Raw genomic sequence first — 20,539 nt, 5'->3', positions numbered from 1 at the left:
TTCACGGAGAACTGTACCATAAGTAAAGGGTAAGCGAATACATTCACAATCATCACCATCTATTAAGAGTAAAAAAAGAGCTGCCAAAGCAGCTCAGTGAGTTAAAATAACATTATTTTTTCAAAAATGGAATCCAAATTTCAGTTTTCACAGATGGTGAGGGTAAATCTTTGGTTTTAATCGATAAGATTTCGGGTCCTTCAGTCACTTGATAATTGGAAGATGGAAACCACTAAGAATAAATCCTTCCCCACGTTTCCTATAGCGTACTAGAAAATAGTCCTGTTGATTCAAATATCGCCCATGTTAAGGCAGGAACTTTAAGGCTTGAAAAGTTATCAGGGCAATCGTGTTGTAGTTGCCACTCCGATATACTGATCAAGCCCTCCTTTTTCCTCCATGAGTCCTTCAGAAAAGTTTGTAGCTGCTTGAATCATTCCTTCAGGTTCAACGTTAGAGAGTACTTTTAATTGATCTATTTTTTTCATCGTCAAGGATTTCCACATTGCTGTAATTTCTGGATTTTCTCCCTCAAAAATAATGGGGACTCTTTTCATAATCCCAACTAAGTTAAATGCCTCTTTTTGTTCGGCTTCGGTAATTCATTTCATTTCCTCCTATAATGGATAAGTGAAAGATCATTAGTGGATGGGCTTTGAATGGCTGCCCATTGTTTCATCCCTCTGATAGTGTTACACCATGTAAATTTTGAAAAGCTTTAGTAAAAGAATTTTTCCAGTTTTTCCTATCTTTTACTATATTGCTTCATTTGTTTTCCTTTTTAATCTTTTAGTTTAACATTTTGAAAAATATCCTTAATTCGAGACTTTTTAATTGAAACTATTTTAATTAAGTATTAATATAAAGTTGTTCACAAAAAGTTCAAACTTTTTAAATATAAATTTTAAAACATTGGAGGTATTAACATGACAAATTTACAAGGTAAAGTAGCAATTGTCACAGGTGGCGCTTCTGGTATTGGACTTGCTACTGTGAAGGCGTTTTTAGAAAAAGGTGCCAAGGTTGTGATCGCTGATTATAACGAGAAAGCAGGACAAACAGTAGAAAAAGAATTAAAAGAAACATATGAAAATGTATTGTTTGTGAAGGTAAATGTTGCTGATGAAAAAGATGTTGAAAATCTAGTAGCTAAAACTGTTGATCATTTCGGTCAATTAGATATCATCTATAACAATGCTGGAATTGGGATACAAAAGCCATCCCATGAAATGACAGCAGAAGAATATAAAAGAATTATTGCGATTAACCAAGAAGGAGTCTTCTATGGTGCAAAGTATGCCATTCGAGAAATGTTAAAAACCGGTGGAGGTTCAATTATTAACACTTCTTCTATCTTAGGAACGGTTGGAGAACCGAATGCACTTCCATACGCTGCAAGTAAGGGTGCTGTTAACCTAATGACGAAATCATTAGCGTTAGAATATGCGGATCGTAACATTCGTGTAAATGCGGTTGCACCTGGATTTATCGAATCAGGTCTAGTGAACAAAGAGGCGTTGGGAGATTTTTATGATGGATTAGTCGCAAAGCACCCAATTGGCCGCTTAGGAAATCCGGAAGAAATTGCTCATGCAGTTGTTTTCTTAGCTGAAAATGACTTTGTAACAGGTACAACGATTCATGTTGATGGTGGATATACGGCTAAATAACATAAAGACTCTATTATAGAAATCTACTAATTTATAGTTAAAAGGGGAGAATACCAAAATGGAAAAATTTGATGGTAAAGTAGTAATCGTAACAGGTGCAGCAGGCGGTATCGGGAAAGAAGTCGTACGAAAATTAGCTAACGCACAGGCGAAAGTCGTATTAGTTGATTTAAACGAAGATGCAATCAAAGCCGTTCAAACTGAGCTTGGTTTAACAGAAGAAAATAGCTTAGCAGTAAAAGCAGATGTTTCGAATGAAGAAAGTGTTAAAAATTATGTAACTCAAACAATTTCTAAATTTGGTCGCATTGATGGCTTTGTTAATAATGCAGGTGTTGAGGGTCCAGCTAAATCAATTGAAGAAATTACAGAAAAAGATTTTGATTTTGTTTATGGAATTAACGTAAAAGGCGTACTTTTTGGCCTTAAATACGTATTACCGATCATGAAAGAACAAAAATCTGGATCAATTGTCAACACTTCATCAATAGCTGGTTTAATTGGTTCACCAAGCATGGTATTATACAACTCATCTAAACACGCTGTAATGGGCATTAATAAAGTGGCGGCTTTAGAAGCAGCAGCATTTAACGTTCGTGTGAACACAGTAAACCCAGGTGTAATTAATACACAAATGATGCGTAAAATTGAAGCAAACGTTGCGCCAGGTGCAGCAGAAGCTGCAAAAGAAGCTTATAACGATGCAGTACCAATGAAACGCTACGGTGAACCTGAAGAAGTAGCTAACGTAATTGCGTTTTTACTTTCTGACGAAGCTTCATATGTAAGCTCATCTTCATTTACTGTTGATGGTGCATTATACAACGTGTAAATAAACGAAAAACTAAGCGAACAGTGCCTGGCACTGTTCGTATTTTTTATGGGCAAAGTGTTTATAACTTACTTTTTAAACTATAATTAAAATTATTCTACAATCTAGAAAAGTGAGTGAATGAGAATGGCAATTTTAAAAAATGATTGGGCACCTTTATTGGAGGAGGAATTTGAGAAACCGTATTATCAACAGTTAAGGCAAAAACTACTAGAGGAATATCAAACAAAAGTAATTTATCCAGATCAACATGATATTTTTAACGCGCTCCACTACACTTCCTATCAAGATACGAAAGTAGTGATTATCGGTCAGGATCCCTATCATGGCCCTGGACAAGCTCATGGATTAAGTTTCTCCGTTAAACCGGGAATAAAAATTCCGCCATCTCTACGCAATATCTATAAGGAACTTCAAGAAGATGTGGGCTGCTCGATTCCTAATCATGGGTATCTAGTGGAGTGGGCCAAACAGGGAGTATTGATGCTAAATGCAGTGCTGACTGTACAGGCAGGAAATGCAAACTCACATAAGGGTCTTGGTTGGGAGATATTCACAAATAGAGTCATAGAGATATTGAATCAAAGGGAGGAGCCTGTCATATTCATCCTTTGGGGTAATTTTGCTCAGCAGAAACAACAATTAATTACTTCACCCCATCACTTTATCATTAAATCGCCTCACCCGAGCCCGCTTTCTGCCCATAATGGATTCTTTGGCAGCAGGCCATTTTCTAAGGCTAATATGTATTTGCGGGAAATTGGGAGCAATGAGATTGATTGGCAAATAAATAATCTCTAGGTAAAGGTAATGGTACTGCGCCTCATTATAAGTATCACCTTTAAGTCGACACATAGAAATCTAATTCATTGGAAATTATGATACGGTCACCCTATTGTAAATAACTGAGGTTTGATAAATAGATAGAGGAATGGAGTGGTTTTTAAATGAATCAATTTCTCCAGATGGGAGCAAATACAGCTTTAAGTTCACCGAAAGGTAATGTTACTGTCAGTTACGAGATTTCTAATTCAATCGATATTTCTTTAACAGCTTTTCTTTTAACTGATTCAGACAAGGTACAAGGAGATAGTGGGATTATCTTTTATAATCAACCAGAGAGTGCTTCTGGTGTAGCTACCCTTATACCAACTGAGATAGTTGGTAATACAAAAGTACATAAAATTAATTTTGATATGAGTAAAGTCCCTACAGGTATTACGAAAATAGCGATAACTCTTACAGAGGATAATAGTACGGGATTTTCAAATGTAAAGAATCTAAAGGCAGAGGTATGTACCGATAATACGATTTTCCAGTTAACCCCATCTAGTTTCACAAATGAAAATGGAATCGTAGTATTAGAATTATATTTAAGGAATGGCCAGCTAAAGGCAAAATCAATTTGGCGCGGGTTTAAATCTGGGCTAGAAGGGTTATGTAGAAATTACGGTGTTGAGGTTGAAGCTGATGTGCAAAGCAAGCCTTCTGAACCTAAAACGATTCAAAAACAAACCGTAAAAAAACCTGATACGCCTCAACCTGTTCCTAATAATAACACGATGTCACTGATCAGCCTTGAAAAGGTGAAGGGTAAGGTAAGTCTTGAAAAAGGTCAAAGACCAGTGATGATTGAAAAGACACCAGAAATTACGGCTACGGTATCCTGGAAGACTGGGACAGATTATGACATATATGCTTTAGTCTATACAAAGAATGGTAAGCAGATTGATGTTGCTATGTTTGGGGCAAAAGGAACACCTCCACTCAGAAGTTTTGGCAACGGAGCAGTAGAACATATGGGGGATGTTAGGAGAAATAGCGGACCAACTAAGACAGAAGTTATTAAATTAAGGTTAAATAATGATATTCTCGCAGTTGTTCCTGTGGTTTATTCTGCTCAGTCAAATGGGACAGGCTCATTCTATAGATACAAGGTGTCAATGAGTATAGATAATAATAATGGAACCTCCGTTACCATATCTGCAAAAAATGCAAATAACAATGATAGAATTTATACTTGCGTACCCGGAATTCTTCATAATACCCCAGAAGGAGTAATGATTAGCCCGTTGGAGCTTTATAGTTCACCGAACTCAGAGAATAGACCTAAACTTAGGATGGGTTCATCCAATATGGTAGAAGTTGTAATGGATAAAGGACCGAAAAATGATTACAAGTAAAACCTATTAATAGTGTATGTTACTAATGGGATAATAAAAACCTCATATCAATATGACAACGTTTCATAGGCTCAAAAAGATAGGATCTCCTATTCTTCATTGAATAGAAGATCTTTTTATTTATTCCCATATATTGTACAATTTTTATATATCCAAATAATAACATTATGGTATTAACAATATAGTCAGGGGAATTTCAATGGATACGGTCGAAAAGAAGTTGATAGTGAATTCCGATAAAGGGAATTTATTAAGAGAATTAGTGAGGTCCATGAACGAGTGTGAAAGGTTTTATTTTAGTGTGGCTTTTATTAACTTTAGCGGCCTACAGCTTTTACTTGACCCTTTAAAGGAAGCCGAAGAAAAGGGTGTTAAAGGTAAAATCATTACTTCAACTTATCTTAATTTTACCGATGCTAAGGCATTGGAAAAGATAAGAGAGTTTAAAAATGTGGATTTGAAGGTTTTTGTTACGGATAAAGAGATTGGTTTCCACACCAAGGCATACATATTTGAATATAAAGATAGCTATAAAGTTATTATTGGTTCTTCAAATATTACTCAGAGTGCATTGAAGAGTAATATTGAATGGAATGTTGAAATCATCACGAAAGAGAATGGTCGATTTATACAGGATGTTTTAAAGGAGTACGAATATCTTTGGAATATGAGTGAGGTTGCCGATCAAGATTTTATTAATAGATATGAAGAGTTTCTAAAGAGCTTTAAGGATACCAAACAATCAAGGAACTTAATTTATGAGAATAAAAAATATATTGTCCCAAATAGAATGCAAAGAAGAGCTACGGAGAATTTAGAGAGACTGAGAAACTTTGGTGAGAAAAAGGCTCTTGTCATTGCAGCGACTGGTACAGGTAAAACTTATATGTCGGCATTTGATGTAAAAAGCTTTAAACCCAAGAAACTTCTTTTTATTGTTCATAGAGAAGAGATTTTGAAAAAAGCAAAGGAAGCATTTGAGTTGCTAATACCAAATGAAGGGCTATCCTTTGGTCTGCTCACTGGTAACCATAAACAGAAAAATGTTGATTATGTATTTGCTACCATTCAAACCATGTCTAAATGTTACCATGAGTTTAAAAGGGATGAATTTGAATATCTAATCATTGATGAAGCACATCACGCGACTAGCCCAAGCTATCAAACTGTATTAGATTACTTTAAGCCTGAATTTACATTAGGAATGACTGCAACACCAGAGCGCAGTGATGGATATAATGTTTTTGACCTTTTTGATAATAATGTAGCAATAGAGGTCCGCTTGCATGAGGCGCTTGAGGACGAGCTAGTTATTCCTTTTCACTACTTTGGAATAACGGATATTGAAGGTATAGATTTGAGTGATGTGAACATCGACGATATCGCTGAAATCACAAAAAGGTTAAAAGTTAATGAAAGAGTCGATTTTATTATTGAGAAAATGGACTTCTATGGTCATGACGGTGAAAAAAGAAAGGGACTAGGTTTTTGCGCCAGTATTGAGCATGCACAGTATATGGCTAGTGAATTTAATAAAAGAGGTTATCAGAGTGTTTGTTTACATGGTGGAGACTCACCCGAAACAAGAGAACGATTTATTAATCAATTAGAAAGTGACCATGACGAATTAGAATTCATTTTTACAGTGGATATCTTTAATGAAGGTGTGGATATTCCATCTGTAAATACTGTACTAATGTTAAGGCCAACTAATTCTCCCATTGTTTTTATTCAGCAGCTGGGAAGAGGGCTACGGAAACATGGAGAAAAGACTTTCTTAACAGTACTCGATTTCATTGGGAACCATAACAAAACTTTCCTAATTGCATTGGCATTAAACGGAAGCCGTTATTATGATAAAGAAAGCTTGAAGGTAGCAGTTGCAACAGGATTCGCTAATATACCTGGGTGTACCCATATTCAAATGGATAAAATAACTCAGGAGAGAATATTGACTCAGATTGATAGAGAAAACTTCAATTCAATGAAGTACCTCAAGGAAGAGTACTTTGAATTTAAGAAACTTAATCAGGGTCGTATACCATTGATGCTATTGGATTATCTGAAATATGATGGAGCACCGGATCCTGTTAAATTCATTGATCGGGAAAAAACATATATACAATTTGTGTCCAAAGTGGAGAAGGATGATTATTTAAAGGAACTTTTACAAAATGAGGCATTTGAGGGGACTTTAAAAGAATTGTCAAGCAAGCTTCCACTTAAGCGAATTTATGAGTTTGTTATCATTCGATATTTATTAGAGCATGATGAAATAGATCTTGAAATTGCAAAGAGACAAATCAAAAAGATGATAACTGAAGTTGATGATGATAGCATTCTACATGCCTTTGAGTGCTTGAATCAAAACTACTATGATAGTGTCCAAATAAAGAACAAGCCGAAATTAATTCATTATAGCAATGGAAAACTTACTAAATCTCCACTTTTTAAAAAGCTATTGGAAAATGAAGATTACAGGAAGTTTATCGAAGATATTATTACCTATGGAATCTTCCGATATGAAAAGGAATTTAAAGCTGAATATTACGGGGTTCCACAATTTAAACTTTATGAGCAATATCAAATGGTGGATGCAGCTTTATTGTCTAACTATCGTAAAATCCACAGTTCCTTTAGAGGATCAGGATTGTTAGCAAATGGGAATGAGTATTTTCTATTTATTGACCTACACAAAGAAGAGGATGTAAAAGAAAGTATTAACTATAAAGATAAATTTATTAGTCCTCATGAGTTCCAATGGCAATCAGTGAATAATACCACTCAGCAGTCCGAAAGAGGGAAAAATATTATTTTCAATAAACAACGTGGTATCAATCTTCACTTGTTTATTCGTAAGTATAGAGAGATTGATGGGAAGACGGAACCCTATATCTATATTGGAAAAGGGAATTCTATTTATTTCGAAGGTGACAAACCAATTACGGTAAGAATGGAATTAGAAAATGAGGTACCGGCAAACCTATATACAGAGTTTACAGAAAAGGTTTAGTCTTCTCATTCGAGAAGACTATTTTTCTTGAATTAACTGCTCAACAGCGGGAATATCCGCGGGAGCCCACTTAAGTGAATCTAGATTTTCTCTCTTTAACCAGATTAACTTAGAATGTTCACTCGGTGTTGGCGTACCTTCAACAACTTTGCATTTAATTGAAATTAAATTAATGATAAATGTTTCATATTCATGCGTGTTGTCGTTGAAAATTTCTTTGGTTGTTTCAATCTTACAATCCAATTCTTCATCTATTTCTCTCTTCAGTGCTGAATAAAAATCCTCATTTGCTTCCACTTTTCCACCTGGAAACTCCCACATATTAGGAATTGACATTTCTGGAGATCTTAACGCGCATAATATTTCGTTATTTTCATTTTCAATAACAGCAGCTACTACTTTTACAAGTTTTTTCATGATAGTCTCCTTATATTTTAGTTATAATCATAATAATATCATTTTTCAAACAGTCCCTGTTTGTAAAAGCATAAAGTGTTTTAACAATTTAGTTTTCAATGATAAAATTCCTATTATTACAAAGATAAATAAGGGTGATTAAATGCTGAAATGTTCATGGTGTATGAAAAAGTTTAAGAGCGGAAAACCAATTTATGGGCAAAACGTAAAGTTTGTTGAAGGAAAGAAGATTACGAATTCATCAGGAAGAATTGTACATATACATCTTGAGTCAAGGAACACAAGTGTACCAATGTTAGTCCCTGGTAAAGACTCTGAAGCAGATAAACAAGGAATCGATGGTATTTTTCCTATTTGTAGTGAGAAATGTGGAGAGAAAATGAGGAACGCATTATCAAAGGAAATAAGCACTATCCAAGCAGTTAATAATACAATTCAATTGTAATTAGCCTAAGTGTGATTTTTACTAGAAAGGGATTTAGAGGAAATACAAACTTATCCTAAACAAAATCGCACCACTTAGAACTCTAATCTTTTTTAGGGTTCTTTATTTTTTTCGTCACTTTTTACTTCCTACAATGATTGGTATTAAAGGGCAGTTTAGTCCTGTGCTCAAATGAAGGATATTTCAGACCGGAACAGAATATGTATGTAACAAGATAATAAGCAATGCTAGATACAGCTAAGTTGTTTGATAACAGAAAAAAGAATAGCATTTTCAAGGAGATGGACGTATGATTGTTGATTGCCATTTTCATGTGGATGAAACAATGTTGACTCTAGGAAAAATGGTAGAGGGTATGGATGAAAATGATGTAACGAAAACAGCGATCATTGCTCCCATGAACGAAACGATGTTTGAAGTAGAAAGTACTTATCAAGAAAATTTACAAAGGTTTTTTCGTTTTCTAATACTTCATGCACCTCAAATTGGGCTCGGAATTTATGATGGGCTAGCGAAGGATGGCTTTTTCAAGCTTTATGGCCACTCATATAAGATTTTTACCATGCCGAGGAATGATATTGTTGCCGCTGCCATTAATAGATTTCCAGACCGGTTTCTAGGATGGGCAGCAATAAACCCGATGATTCCTCAATCATTGGAAGAAGTAGAGTCATATCTTACTAAACCGGGTTTTATTGGGGTGAAAGCTCATCCGTTCATGCATGAATATAGTATTAAGGCACTTGATACCGTTGCCGCTATGTGTGAATCAAAGGGCATACCTATGATTATTCATTTATCATCAGAACGAGACTCATATAAATATTTACCTGAAAAGTACCCTAATCTTAAATTAATTTATGCTCATGCTGGTCTCCCATTTTGGAAAAAACTATGGGATTATATTAAGGATAAACCCAATGTATTTGTCGATACATCAAGTGATTATCTAAATGCATCAATTGTAATGAAGGCAGTGGAATCTTTAGGATATCGAAAAGTTTTGTTTGGCTGCGACGGCCCATATGGAATGAAAAAATTTAATGATGATTTTGATTATTCTTCAAAAAAAGCTTGGATTGAATCACTTCAAATTTCTGATAATCAAAAGGAATATATCTTTGGAAAAAACTTTATAGGATTGATTGATTAAACTCAAAACTCAATCTCAACTTCTCAAAATGAAAAGCCATCCATTAGAAGAGATGTAAAAGGAAGGAAGTGGAGAGTATGAAACGTCAAAAGACCTTTTTTATTCTAAACGATCTGGTTTTTGAAATGAAGAAACCAGAAATAACATTGAAGCAAATTAGAGTAGCACAGGTTAAAATTGAAAATGAGGAATATAAAGAACTAAGAAAAAAATTCGATGAAGACGTTTTTCATATAGAGAAAAAACCTGAAGGATGGTTTATTACCGAAAAAGAGTAAACTCCACTCTATTTTAAGAAGTGCTCCTTTACTGCAAGTGAAAATTTAGATAAAAAAATGGTCCCTCCAGAATTCTGTCTTTATTTGGTGCTGGAACAATTAAATGGTGGGTCTGTATAGCATTTCACATTACGTTAAATACTATCGAAAAAACCAATACAAGGGGTTAATATGATAGTACTTAAACCGATTAATCTAATTTCACAAAATACAGAAACGACGGAAAAATTAACGTCTGCAGAAATGGCAAAACTATGGGCAACCTATATGGGAAACAGTATGGCAAAATGCATTTTATCTTATTATTTACAACACGTCGAGGATGAGGATATTAAAACTTTAGTAGAAAATGCATATCATTTAAGCATGGATTTAATGAAGACAACGGAAGAAATCTTTAATAAAGAAAATTTCCCTATTCCTAAAGGTTTTACTGAAGAGGAAGATGTAAACCCAGGAGTACCTCGATTATTCGAAGATCAGTTCTATGTGCATTACTTAAAATATGTTGCAAAAGCTGGAATGAGTATTTATAACGTCGGGTACCCACTTATTTACAGGAAAGATGTAAGAGATTTTTTTAGATATTGTTTGGAGTCCACTATGGATTTAATGGACCAAATCAAAGCGATTTTAATGCATAAAGGGCTTATCATAAAACCACCTCTAATTCCGGTCCCAGATCAAGTGGAATTTGTCCATAAAGATTTTTTAAATGGTTTCTTCGGGCATGTACGACCTTTACATGCCCTGGAAATCACCCATTTTTACGATAATATTGAGAACAATGTAACCAGTAAAGCATTGATTATGGCATTTGCCCAAGTCGCAAAAAACGAACAGGTTCGGAAATTGTTTGAAAAAGGGAGAGATCTAACACATACCAATGTAGAACGTTACATGCAAAAACTACACGATGAAAATTTACCTTCTCCATCTCTTTTAGACCATTTAGTAACAAACTCAACGTTTTCCCCTTTTTCTGATAAAATTATGCTATTTCATAAGGCAGATATGTTTTCCATGAAGTTAAGGGCGTATGGAAATTCAGTTGCGGTAAATGGAAGACATGATGTTGGGCTAGTTTATTCTAGGTCGTTTGCAAAAATCTCTTTATTTTGTGAACAGGCAGCTAAACTCATGATCGAAAATGGCTGGATGGAAAAACCTCCATATGCAGCAGAGAGAAAGAATTTGGCTTCAAAATAGCTACTTATTTAAATGTCCAAAACATGCATGCATAGTAGTAACAGGAAAAAATCCATCCCCCACCTGTAAGTAATTTTAAGGGCCCTGAAGATTCTTCAGGGCCCCAAATTGATTTCTACTCGTTTGCTGCGGTATTCGCCACCGTCCTATCCCTTTGCTAATTTCTCTCGGTCAGACGCTAATGGTGGTTGTTCCAGCCAGCCGTACTTTATTAATAGTTGTGCCCCATCTTCTGCATACAACGCAACTTCGGTCATAAACTTTGTGTACTCTAAAGCTAAGTCTCTTCTTTGAGTCACTGATAAACCAGCACCATAGTAGCCAATCGCAGATGAAACTAAGGTGACAATATGAAATAACATTAATTTTTCTGAATATGGAGAAACGGTGGAATTCGTTACCTCAGAGGACCATGATTTTGGGGAAGACAATTCTTCCTTGGTTAACATATTGCTAAAAGTATTAAAATGGTTTTTACATATATTTTTTCCTCTTTCGAAATACTTTTGAATTTCTTTTGTTTGACATACTTGTCCAAAACCCAATTCTAATACAGTTTTAGCAACATCCTTTTTCATGTTAAAACTCATACCGCTAATTTCTACAGCGTTTAAAGGTCTTTTCTTTCCAAACCAACCTGTTAAATAACGTTGATTATCAACAAATTCAACTTGACTTGGTGTATTAATTCGAGATGGCCTACTATATAGACCTTTGTTTAGCATTACATTAATGATTCTTTTATGTAATTCCATTGTTTCGATGTTGCATTTGATAAAATAATCTATTTGGTCTTCTCTACATGAGGTTGCTACCGCACCAGCGTACCCTGTTAATCCAAGTAAGGTCATAATATGCAAGTAGTCTATCATAAACGCATCCGTAAATAAGGGAGGGGCATTAAGATTCACATCTTCTTCTAATGAAAATCCCTTTGGAATAGGAAATTTTTGCTGATTAAAAAATTCCGCAATTTTTTTGATATGGGATTCTGCAAGACTAAGGGCAAATTCCAGTACTTCTTTAATATCTTGGTCTTTTGCCTTTTCAATTGAATGAGTAAGGATACAAATGGATAACGAATCATTCATATATTGAGTCCATAGATTTGCTATTTCTGCTGAAGTAAGTTCAACGTTATGATCCACTAAATTCCCTCCTTTGGTACATCACTAAGGATTAGATTTCCCTTTAATAGAAAAAATATCTAATGATACACGAAAGAGAGTAAGAAACCCCATTATGGTTATTTAAATATCCTCCAAAGCCCTCAGTGTCTTATCACGGGTCTGAATCCGGTTCATATAGTCTTTTGCAACAAGATCTGTGTAAATTAAGTCAAAAAGCAAAAACAGCGGCAGGGTTGGAGAGATGTTCTGACCCATATGCATATTACTTTTACTCATGACACCAAGGGTGAAATCTGCTAACTTGGAAAGTTCAGATTTTTTATCGCTTGTGATGGCAAGAATCGAAGCGCCTTGTTTCTTGGCGATTTTAACCGCATCAATAACTTCTTTTGTTCTCCCCGAAACGGAAATTCCAATTACTAAACTGTTGTCTGTACTTAATGCAGCGTCCATTGCCGCTTGATGTGGATCAGTAATGCACTCAACTTGGATTCCAATTCGAAAGAACTTCCATTTAAACTCTTGGGCTGCAATCCCTGAGTTACCAATACCGTAAACATGAACTTTCTGAGCACTATTTAAAAGAGAAACCGCTTGCTGGATATCAAAATAAGTCATCTTTCGAAAGGTCGTTTCAATGATTTCCAAATGGTTTTGATAGAGTTTAGAAAAATAATCAATCTCTTTTATATCACTGGCCGCCGCAGGTTTATTTCTTAAATCGATATATCGCTTTAATTCATGTTTAAATTCATTAAATCCTGAAAAAGAGATCTTTTGACAAAAACGGGTGATTGTAGCCGGTGAAATATGAATCTTTTTCGCAATTTGACTTATCGATAATTGACTAATTTCATCAGGATTTTTGACAATATATTCTGCAAGCTCTGCCTCAGAGCTTGTGAATTTTTCCATAGAGCAGGCTATACCATGAAGAAGATTCTCACCGAGATATTCCATATGCTTTCTCCTTTTTGATAATCCATCCGTTCATAAAGCATGGGGATAATTTTATTCTTAGTTAAATGATCAGAAACTATGAAAAGTTCTTAACTAGTCTACTGTAATCTATAACTACATGTTGGGTTTCACTATCTTTGAATAATAAACGGAGAATTCCCGCCTAAATTGAGAAATATTGATTTTTCCTTAAAAATAAAGATAGTTTTTCCGAATAAATAAGCCAAACCTAAGGATTTTGGCATATTTAGAGCTTTTAATCGGAATAACTCCGCTAATATCTGCTTTTTAACACTTATTCTTAAAACTAACAGGAAATTCTCCGCCTATTAATTCTCACATCCAACTACACGAAAATTAACAATGAATAATAACAGAGCCAAAAGATAAAAAATAACCCAGGCAACCGCCTGGATTATTCTTTATTACAGTTTATTTTTGCAGAGCATCCACAAATTTTTTCGTAATGATCTGTGGTCTTGTAATTGCACTGCCGACAACGACCGCATGAACATTAATGTCTAGGACGAAGCGGGCAATTTCCGGTGTTGAAACATTACCTTCTGCTATTACCTTTGCGTTTTTTACTTCTTTTACGATTTGTTTGATAACTTCATAGTCATTGTCATCGATCTTCAAACCGTTTGTCTCTTCTGTATATCCGTATAATGTCGGTGCTACTATATCAAACCCTAACTCATCAGCAAAAATAGCTTCTTCAACAGAAGAGACGTCTGCCATCAGCAAAATGTGAGGGTACTTTGATCGTATTTTCCGATAAAAGGATTCTAAATCACTGCCATCTGGCCGGATTCGATTCGTTGCATCCGTTGCAATGATTTCGGCACCAGTCGTTGCTAAGGCGTCAATCTCTTTCATCGTTGGCGTTATAAAGACAGGATGGTTATTGTATACTTGTTTTATAATTCCAATCAGAGGAAGGTCTACTTGTTTTTTTATTTCCAAAATGTCAGGGACGGAGTTGGCCCGAATGCCAACTGCGCCACCTTCCTTTGCAGCTACTGCCATCCGTCCCATAATGAACGAGCTGTGCAATGGTTCCTCTTCTAAAGCCTGACAAGAAACGATTAATCCTTTTTTGATCTGTTCCAGCACTTGTTGCATTTCAAAAACACGTCCTTATTAATTATTATTGACCTAAATACTCTTCTACTTCGTTTTTCACGATGGTGACTTGAGGTCCATAAATAATTTGTACACCTGTTCCTTTTTGCACAATTCCTTTTGATCCGGTCTGTTTAATGACATCTTCCTTCACTAAGGATTCATCTTTTATAGTGACACGCAGTCGTGTAGCACAACAATCGACTATATCAATATTGCTCGCTCCGCCTAGACCCTCAACAATTGTTTTAGCACGTTCTGTAGCTGAAACTTGTTCGGTAACCTGATCCTCATCTTCGCGGCCAATGACTTTGAAGTTCTTTTTTCTGATTAAGAATTTGAATGTAAAGTAGTATAAGAAGAACCAAGGGATACCAACCAATAAAACATATGGCCAGTTTGTTTTATCAGCGCCTTGTAAAACTCCGAATAAAATAAAATCAATAAATCCACCTGAGAAGGTTTGTCCAACCGTAATATTGAATATGTCTGCCATCATAAAAGCAAAACCATCGAAAATGGCATGTACTAGATAAAGAAGCGGTGCGACGAACAAGAAACTAAATTCAAGCGGTTCTGTTATTCCTGTTAAGAAAGAAGTTAAGGCCGCTGATAACAGAATTCCTGCAACGACTTTTCTATTTTTCTTTTTAGAGCAATGATAGATAGCCAATGCGGCACCTGGTAAACCAAACATCATTGTAATAAAACGGCCGGACATGAATCTTGATACCCCTTCGTAATATTGTTCGGTCGAAGGGTCGCCTAATTGCGCGAAGAAGATATTTTGTGTACCACTGATTAATTTTCCACCAATCTCCAGTGTACCGCCAAGAGCTGTTTGCCAAAAAGGAAGATAGAAAATATGATGCAAGCCAAGCGGTCCAAGCATACGTAAAATAAATCCATAGAAAAGAGTTCCGATTTCTCCAGTACTTGTGACAAGCGACCCAAGCTGATTGATTAAAGCTTGGAAGTAAGGCCAAATCACAAAAAGAATGGCTCCAACGAAAATCGAAGCAAACGAAACTACAATTGGAATGAATCGAGATCCACCAAAGAATCCTAAGACTTGAGGCAGCTGGATTTTATTGTATTTATTATGCAAGGCTGCTGCCACGATACCAACGACAATCCCGCCAAATACCCCGGTTTCTAATGTTTGAATCCCGACTGCCATCCCTTGCCCGGCTCCTGCCAAATTATCTTTCGCTAATTCACCGGTTAAAGAAAGAAAGGCATTGATGGTACTATTCATTACAAAGTAACCAATCATTGCAGCTAATCCAGAAGTTGCTTTATCTGAACGGGCTAAACCGATTGCCACACCGACAGCGAAAATGATAGGCAAGTTGGCAAATACAATCACACCTGCTGCACTCATGATTGTAAAAATCGCCTGTAACCAGCTGATATCTAAAAATGGATAAGCTGAAACCGTATTCGGATTGGACAGCGCTCCACCTATTCCTAATAACAAACCTGCTGCCGGTAAAACCGCTATCGGAAGCATAAATGATTTACCAAATTGCTGAGCTTTTTCAAAAGCTTTGTTCATTACTATTGACCTCCTTCATGTTGTTGATCTGAAGCTTGTTGACTTAAACCTTACACCGGTATCATATATCCGTCATCACTGGTTTACAATGGGGTTGGAACCGTTTTTAATGGTTTTCATTATTCTACCCGTAACAGTGAAAACATTTTCACTTTCGTTTGTTCGTTTGTAAGTGTACTATTTGAATTGACGGATTCTGACCTTTGAGTGACGGGAGGAGCAACAATGAAAGATATACAAACATTTGCGAAACAGTATCAAAAAGATATGGGATGGGATATTACTGAGGAGAGTTATACAAAGAGCAGAGAGTCTCTTTTAAATAATTACATGCTTCTAACGACGGAGGTTGCCGAAGTAGCGGAGGAACTAAGGAAGGCATTTAATCTTACGGCTTCTTATGTAGAAAATGGCATGGAAGAGGAACAAGCATTTGAGTTAGCCAAGAAACAGATTAAAGAAGACATCGGTAAGGAATTATCAGACTGTCTGGCGTATATGCTGAAGTTTTATAATTACTTTGGAATTGATCTAGAAGAAAACTTTTATGCCAAAATGGCAGAAGTTAAAAAACGTAAGAATAAAGATTCAGTCAATCTACCGAAATAAAAATCATACTTATTATCACAGATTTACTAATCAAACGATTGATTAAATCGAGTGGTAAACTAATCAAACGTTTGATTAGACAGGCTGGAGCCTTGGCATTACTGGTTACAAAAACTAATCGAACGTTTGTTTAAAATTAATATGATTTAACTGACCGTTAATGAAAAGAATAAAAGGATTGGCCAAATGTTGGCCAATCCTTTAAATTTAGCTTAAACCGATAATTTCAACAACTGATCATTTTGTTCTACTGTTCCGCTAGCAGTGGCATTAATATCCATATATTGATCAGTGTTGGTAATCACCACCAATGTGGATGTTTCATAACCCTGTGCTTTTATTTGATCCATGTCAAATTCGATGAGCAGGTCGCCTTGCTTCACATGATCACCTTGTTTTACATGCGGTGTAAAATATCTTCCTTTCAGCTTTATCGTATCCAGGCCAATATAAATTAACACCTCGGCACCATTTTCAGACTGTATCCCAACAGCATGTCCTGTCGGAAATTGTGTGCTAATCACACCATCAACAGGTGAATAAATATTGCCAATTTCCGGCTCAATGGCAATGCCTTTCCCGACCGTTTCGGTTGCGAATAATGGATCACGAATAGTACTTAATGGTATGACTTTCCCGCGTAATGGACTTTTAATCGTTTCTGGTTTTACACCAAAAATATTCTCAGTAAAACCATCATCTACTTTTGAATTTTTGCCTTCATATCCTAACAGATACGTCAAAAGGAACCCTATGACAAATGCAGCGCCAATCCCAATTAAATATTCCCAAATCGGTGTAAACGCAGGGATGGAAAGAACACTTGGAAGAACAAAGTCATTCATCATAACACCGATGCTGCCATTGATAGCCCCGCCTATTGCCGCTGCAATGATTACATATACCATGGTTTTTCGATAACGAAGAATAATTCCATAATTGATCGCTTCGGTTGTTCCTGCCAATGCGCCAGGAACAATTCCACTCGCTGCCAGCGCCTTCAGATCTTTATCGCGTGTTTTCAGAAAAACGGCAATACCTATTCCGATTTGAGCAAACGGAGCTGCCGCAGCCATGGCAATGATAGGGTCTGGACCCGTTGCCAGATTTGCAATAGCTAATGGGATAACGGTCCAATGCAATCCCATAATGGTTAGGAAAGTCCAAGAAGCACCTAAAATTGCCCCTGCTAAAAGTCCGCTTTTGTCGCTTAAGAAACTAATGACTGAACCTAATCCTTCTCCCAGCAGCGTACCAACAGGACCGAACACCAACATGGTTAATGGAACGAGAATGATTAAAGATATCATCGGGTTAATAAACATTTGGATATCTTTATAAATGACTTTCTTTAAAAACCGATCTAGACCTGCATAAACAAACATAGCAATAAAGATTGGAAAAACAGTAGAAGAATAATCTGCTAATAAGACCGGAAGGCCAAAAAAGTCGATTGTCTTCACATCGTTTTCAACAAGGTGCATAATTTCAGGAGTCAGTATAGAGGCACCAATAACCCCGCCCACATATCCGTTCGCACCTAGTTTAAGCGCTATCGATATTCCGAGAAACAAAGGAAGAAAGTGAAAAACAGCATCTCCGGCAGCGGATAAAATGATATAGGCACCACTGTCTTTTGACAGCCAGCCAATGGTGTTTAAAACCGATAACATTGCTTTTAAAAGTCCGGCACCCGCAAGAACACCGATAATCGGGGCGAAACTTCCTGAGATGACGCTTAACACTTTGGCTAATTTCGTTTCTTTTGATTGATTAGGTGAAGGTATTTGATCAGGATGAACTTGTTTTTGACTACTCATAGTTGATTTCCTCACTCCCATATCCCTATCTCTTAGTTAGGTTTCCCATATTTCTATATCAAAAATCATAAAGTCTATTAACGCTTTCATTTTCAACATCATGAATTGAAGGTCTGAATGTAATATTAGTATAATGAACGTAATGAATTTAGTAGTAGGATTTTTTTGATATAATCTGGACTGATATCGATTTTATTTTGCAGCCACTTATTTGGAGGGAAATCACCCTGGAACGATTAAAAATTGTCTCAACGGCTATGAAAATACAACATTTAACCAATTTAAATACATATGTATTGGCTCAAAATCGCGAGCTTGTTTACCACCATGAAGTCATTTCCATTCCTGCATTCATGCCTGGTTCAAGGGATGGAGATGTTCTATTTTTGTATGACAAAATGGAGCAGCGAGGACAGCTGTATTCCTATATTAATGAATGGGACTTACATTATTTTGGATATTCCTTCTGCGACAATGGAGAGTGCTTTACGATTATTATCGGTCCTTATTTTGATAAGACACCGAATCTATACCGCTTATCAACGGAATACCGGCTCTCAGGTACACAATGTGAAGATCTAAGGCTGATAGCAGATAAAATCTATGTACTAACGGCTGAACAGGCAAGCAGTTTTGGAAGCGTCCTTCAGCAGTTTACCAACATGATGGAGCAGGAACTGGCCCCATTTGTTATGTTTTCTGATAAAAGCACCCGTTCTGCTCCTCATCAGGAGGACCAACATAACATTGATGAAGAAGCAGAAATAGTCAAATTGAGGTATAAGACGGAAAAGGACTTTATGCATGCTGTTGAAAGCGGGGATAAAAAGACTGCTTTAGCACTGATTAATTCTAAAAACATGCTGTTTTCTTTTGCAGAACGTTTTCCAAATCAGCCGTTACGGCGACTCAAAAATGTGGCCATTATATTAAATACGCTGCTCCGAACATCAGCACGTAATAGTCATGTACCCGCCATCATGCTTCATCGGATTTCAGAAAAATTTGCTTATGAAATTGAAAATGCGAATCAAGTAGAAACACTGCATGAATTGGAAGATCGTATGATTGGGGAATATTGCGATTTAGTGATTTCAAATGCTTTAAGTAAATACACAACCTTGACCAGGCGGGTGATTGAGTATATCCACAGCTTTTATAATAAACCAATCAATAAAGAAGAATTGGCGGCAAACTTGTCCATCCATCCTAGTCACCTCTCCCGAAAATTTAAAGAAGAAACAAAGATGACCTTATCTGCTTTTCAGCAGATGTTACGAATAAATCAAGCTAAACACTTGTTAAAAACGGAGAACCTAACTGTTGAGGAAATTGCCTGGACCATTGGCTATGAAGATCCTTCCTACTTTGCAAGAGTCTTTAAAAAGGAAACAGGCAGGACTCCCTCTCAATATCGAGACGAGGTTGCAGAATAGGAAGTGGGGGGAGATAGAGAAGGGGATTGTCCGGGGGAAAGGAGCTTTGATATAGGTAAACATTATTTTTTAAGAAGAAATGGCTGTTTTAAAATGTTTCCTAAATTTCTCCCGATCCTCTGCTGTAAATGGTTTTGGTCCTTTTGTACGCTTGCCGCTTTTTCGAGCCATTGCACTCAAATATCGTGTTTGTAACAATTGATCAATGTTTTCATTTGTATAGCTATAACCAGTATGATGCAGCACCGTACACCCTTTTGCTAAACCCAGCGAAGCAAGACCATAATCCTGTGTAACGATTATATCCCCTTTTTGTGCTAACTTCATGATCCGATAATCTGCCGCATCTGCTCCGGAATCAACATAAATGGTTTCCACTCCTGTTGGTTGTTCCGCAGTTGAAAAATGTGAAAAGCTAGTAACAAGAATGACAGGAATATCAGCATTCGTACCTTCCGTGATAATAATATCTTTTACTGGGCAAGCGTCGGCGTCAACATAAATTTTCATCGTAATCTCTCCTGTACCTGCAATTTTGATGAAGGATATATTGCGATTTAGTCATCTCCACCTCTTTTATTAAATATACCACTTTAGAAAGAATAAAAAATAAGAAAAGGATTTCTTGTTATCAAGATTAGGATGGAGTGGATTTTTTAGATAATGGACAAATTATCAATGTTGAACTATTTTTGTTGAAG

General features: G+C 36.2%; 18 protein-coding genes and 1 pseudogene. 11 read left to right on the top strand and 8 right to left on the bottom strand.

The annotated features are described in order from the left end of the window. Positions 1-112: 112 nt before the first annotated feature. Positions 113-732, bottom strand: a pseudogene (locus ACN6MT_RS00670) (GyrI-like domain-containing protein); the annotation flags it as partial. 194 nt (positions 733-926) lie between these two features. On the opposite strand from ACN6MT_RS00670, the gene ACN6MT_RS00665 reads away from it, so the two are divergent. From ACN6MT_RS00665 to ACN6MT_RS00645, 5 genes are all read left to right on the top strand, one after another. Beyond that, on the top strand, positions 927-1,670 hold the full coding sequence (locus tag ACN6MT_RS00665; protein WP_419954402.1) for an SDR family NAD(P)-dependent oxidoreductase: 744 nt from the start codon (positions 927-929) through the stop codon (positions 1,668-1,670). Positions 1,671-1,728: 58 nt separating this feature from the next. Then, complete coding sequence (locus ACN6MT_RS00660; protein WP_419954401.1) at positions 1,729-2,502, top strand: SDR family NAD(P)-dependent oxidoreductase; 774 nt, start codon at positions 1,729-1,731, stop codon at positions 2,500-2,502. Positions 2,503-2,628: 126 nt separating this feature from the next. Continuing rightward, entirely contained in the window at positions 2,629-3,303 is a 675-nt protein-coding gene (locus ACN6MT_RS00655; protein WP_419954400.1) for a uracil-DNA glycosylase, read from the top strand. A gap of 146 nt (positions 3,304-3,449) precedes the next feature. Then, complete coding sequence (locus tag ACN6MT_RS00650) at positions 3,450-4,685, top strand: TerD family protein (RefSeq protein WP_419954399.1); 1,236 nt, start codon at positions 3,450-3,452, stop codon at positions 4,683-4,685. Between the two features lie 199 nt (positions 4,686-4,884). After that, positions 4,885-7,698 (top strand): DEAD/DEAH box helicase, encoded by a 2,814-nt coding sequence (locus tag ACN6MT_RS00645; protein WP_419954398.1) that lies wholly within the window; start codon positions 4,885-4,887, stop codon positions 7,696-7,698. A gap of 18 nt (positions 7,699-7,716) precedes the next feature. Here ACN6MT_RS00645 and ACN6MT_RS00640 read toward each other — a convergent pair whose 3' ends face one another. Beyond that, complete coding sequence (locus tag ACN6MT_RS00640; RefSeq protein ID WP_419954397.1) at positions 7,717-8,115, bottom strand: (deoxy)nucleoside triphosphate pyrophosphohydrolase; 399 nt, start codon at positions 8,113-8,115, stop codon at positions 7,717-7,719. A 142-nt stretch (positions 8,116-8,257) separates the two neighbouring features. On the opposite strand from ACN6MT_RS00640, the gene ACN6MT_RS00635 reads away from it, so the two are divergent. From ACN6MT_RS00635 to ACN6MT_RS00620, 4 genes are all read left to right on the top strand, one after another. Beyond that, positions 8,258-8,560, top strand: coding sequence for a hypothetical protein (locus ACN6MT_RS00635; protein ID WP_419954396.1), 303 nt, complete (start codon positions 8,258-8,260; stop codon positions 8,558-8,560). A gap of 289 nt (positions 8,561-8,849) precedes the next feature. Beyond that, positions 8,850-9,713 (top strand): amidohydrolase family protein, encoded by an 864-nt coding sequence (locus tag ACN6MT_RS00630; RefSeq protein WP_419954395.1) that lies wholly within the window; start codon positions 8,850-8,852, stop codon positions 9,711-9,713. A gap of 77 nt (positions 9,714-9,790) precedes the next feature. After that, positions 9,791-9,991 (top strand): hypothetical protein, encoded by a 201-nt coding sequence (locus ACN6MT_RS00625; protein ID WP_419954394.1) that lies wholly within the window; start codon positions 9,791-9,793, stop codon positions 9,989-9,991. Positions 9,992-10,162: 171 nt separating this feature from the next. Next, positions 10,163-11,200 carry a DUF3231 family protein gene (locus tag ACN6MT_RS00620; protein ID WP_419954393.1) on the top strand — a complete coding sequence of 346 codons (1,038 nt, stop codon included), beginning with the start codon at positions 10,163-10,165 and terminating at the stop codon, positions 11,198-11,200. A 146-nt stretch (positions 11,201-11,346) separates the two neighbouring features. Here ACN6MT_RS00620 and ACN6MT_RS00615 read toward each other — a convergent pair whose 3' ends face one another. The 4 genes from ACN6MT_RS00615 to ACN6MT_RS00600 all read right to left on the bottom strand — a co-directional run bounded on the left by ACN6MT_RS00615 (position 11,347) and on the right by ACN6MT_RS00600 (position 15,973). Then, entirely contained in the window at positions 11,347-12,348 is a 1,002-nt protein-coding gene (locus tag ACN6MT_RS00615; protein WP_419954392.1) for a DUF3231 family protein, read from the bottom strand. Between the two features lie 102 nt (positions 12,349-12,450). After that, positions 12,451-13,290 carry a MurR/RpiR family transcriptional regulator gene (locus ACN6MT_RS00610; RefSeq protein ID WP_419954391.1) on the bottom strand — a complete coding sequence of 280 codons (840 nt, stop codon included), beginning with the start codon at positions 13,288-13,290 and terminating at the stop codon, positions 12,451-12,453. A 432-nt stretch (positions 13,291-13,722) separates the two neighbouring features. Beyond that, positions 13,723-14,415, bottom strand: a complete 693-nt coding sequence (locus tag ACN6MT_RS00605) for an N-acetylmannosamine-6-phosphate 2-epimerase (RefSeq protein ID WP_419954390.1) — start codon at positions 14,413-14,415, stop codon at positions 13,723-13,725. Between the two features lie 25 nt (positions 14,416-14,440). Further along, positions 14,441-15,973 carry a PTS transporter subunit EIIC gene (locus tag ACN6MT_RS00600; protein WP_419954389.1) on the bottom strand — a complete coding sequence of 511 codons (1,533 nt, stop codon included), beginning with the start codon at positions 15,971-15,973 and terminating at the stop codon, positions 14,441-14,443. A gap of 225 nt (positions 15,974-16,198) precedes the next feature. Here ACN6MT_RS00600 and ACN6MT_RS00595 point away from each other — a divergent pair, with 225 nt between their 5' ends. Then, positions 16,199-16,582 carry a hypothetical protein gene (locus ACN6MT_RS00595; protein WP_419954388.1) on the top strand — a complete coding sequence of 128 codons (384 nt, stop codon included), beginning with the start codon at positions 16,199-16,201 and terminating at the stop codon, positions 16,580-16,582. Positions 16,583-16,794: 212 nt separating this feature from the next. Here the strand turns inward: ACN6MT_RS00595 and ACN6MT_RS00590 are convergent, their stop codons facing one another. Next, positions 16,795-18,402, bottom strand: coding sequence for a glucose PTS transporter subunit IIA (locus ACN6MT_RS00590; protein WP_419954387.1), 1,608 nt, complete (start codon positions 18,400-18,402; stop codon positions 16,795-16,797). 257 nt (positions 18,403-18,659) lie between these two features. On the opposite strand from ACN6MT_RS00590, the gene ACN6MT_RS00585 reads away from it, so the two are divergent. Next, positions 18,660-19,838 (top strand): helix-turn-helix transcriptional regulator, encoded by a 1,179-nt coding sequence (locus ACN6MT_RS00585; RefSeq protein WP_419954386.1) that lies wholly within the window; start codon positions 18,660-18,662, stop codon positions 19,836-19,838. Positions 19,839-19,907: 69 nt separating this feature from the next. On the opposite strand, the gene ACN6MT_RS00580 is transcribed toward ACN6MT_RS00585, so the two are convergent. After that, positions 19,908-20,348, bottom strand: a complete 441-nt coding sequence (locus ACN6MT_RS00580; protein ID WP_419954385.1) for a YaiI/YqxD family protein — start codon at positions 20,346-20,348, stop codon at positions 19,908-19,910. Positions 20,349-20,539: the final 191 nt, after the last annotated feature.

This window comes from Neobacillus niacini (assembly GCF_048572935.1).
Taxonomy (GTDB): Bacteria; Bacillota; Bacilli; order Bacillales; family Cytobacillaceae; genus Neobacillus; species Neobacillus niacini.
Note: the sequence above shows the minus strand (reverse complement) of the source record. Positions and strands in the feature narration are given on the sequence as shown.

What these genes read in the sequence shown, in the direction of transcription:
- ACN6MT_RS00590 (WP_419954387.1), bottom strand. Translation starts at nt 18,402, where the DNA reads ATGAGTAGTCAAAAACAAGTTCATCCTGATCAAATACCTTCACCTAAT.
- ACN6MT_RS00660 (WP_419954401.1), top strand. Translation starts at nt 1,729, where the DNA reads ATGGAAAAATTTGATGGTAAAGTAGTAATCGTAACAGGTGCAGCAGGC.
- ACN6MT_RS00630 (WP_419954395.1), top strand. Translation starts at nt 8,850, where the DNA reads ATGATTGTTGATTGCCATTTTCATGTGGATGAAACAATGTTGACTCTA.
- ACN6MT_RS00595 (WP_419954388.1), top strand. Translation starts at nt 16,199, where the DNA reads ATGAAAGATATACAAACATTTGCGAAACAGTATCAAAAAGATATGGGA.
- ACN6MT_RS00650 (WP_419954399.1), top strand. Translation starts at nt 3,450, where the DNA reads ATGAATCAATTTCTCCAGATGGGAGCAAATACAGCTTTAAGTTCACCG.
- ACN6MT_RS00625 (WP_419954394.1), top strand. Translation starts at nt 9,791, where the DNA reads ATGAAACGTCAAAAGACCTTTTTTATTCTAAACGATCTGGTTTTTGAA.
- ACN6MT_RS00610 (WP_419954391.1), bottom strand. Translation starts at nt 13,290, where the DNA reads ATGGAATATCTCGGTGAGAATCTTCTTCATGGTATAGCCTGCTCTATG.
- ACN6MT_RS00665 (WP_419954402.1), top strand. Translation starts at nt 927, where the DNA reads ATGACAAATTTACAAGGTAAAGTAGCAATTGTCACAGGTGGCGCTTCT.
- ACN6MT_RS00605 (WP_419954390.1), bottom strand. Translation starts at nt 14,415, where the DNA reads ATGCAACAAGTGCTGGAACAGATCAAAAAAGGATTAATCGTTTCTTGT.
- ACN6MT_RS00655 (WP_419954400.1), top strand. Translation starts at nt 2,629, where the DNA reads ATGGCAATTTTAAAAAATGATTGGGCACCTTTATTGGAGGAGGAATTT.
- ACN6MT_RS00635 (WP_419954396.1), top strand. Translation starts at nt 8,258, where the DNA reads ATGCTGAAATGTTCATGGTGTATGAAAAAGTTTAAGAGCGGAAAACCA.
- ACN6MT_RS00645 (WP_419954398.1), top strand. Translation starts at nt 4,885, where the DNA reads ATGGATACGGTCGAAAAGAAGTTGATAGTGAATTCCGATAAAGGGAAT.
- ACN6MT_RS00585 (WP_419954386.1), top strand. Translation starts at nt 18,660, where the DNA reads ATGAAAATACAACATTTAACCAATTTAAATACATATGTATTGGCTCAA.
- ACN6MT_RS00640 (WP_419954397.1), bottom strand. Translation starts at nt 8,115, where the DNA reads ATGAAAAAACTTGTAAAAGTAGTAGCTGCTGTTATTGAAAATGAAAAT.
- ACN6MT_RS00620 (WP_419954393.1), top strand. Translation starts at nt 10,163, where the DNA reads ATGATAGTACTTAAACCGATTAATCTAATTTCACAAAATACAGAAACG.
- ACN6MT_RS00600 (WP_419954389.1), bottom strand. Translation starts at nt 15,973, where the DNA reads ATGAACAAAGCTTTTGAAAAAGCTCAGCAATTTGGTAAATCATTTATG.
- ACN6MT_RS00580 (WP_419954385.1), bottom strand. Translation starts at nt 20,348, where the DNA reads ATGAAAATTTATGTTGACGCCGACGCTTGCCCAGTAAAAGATATTATT.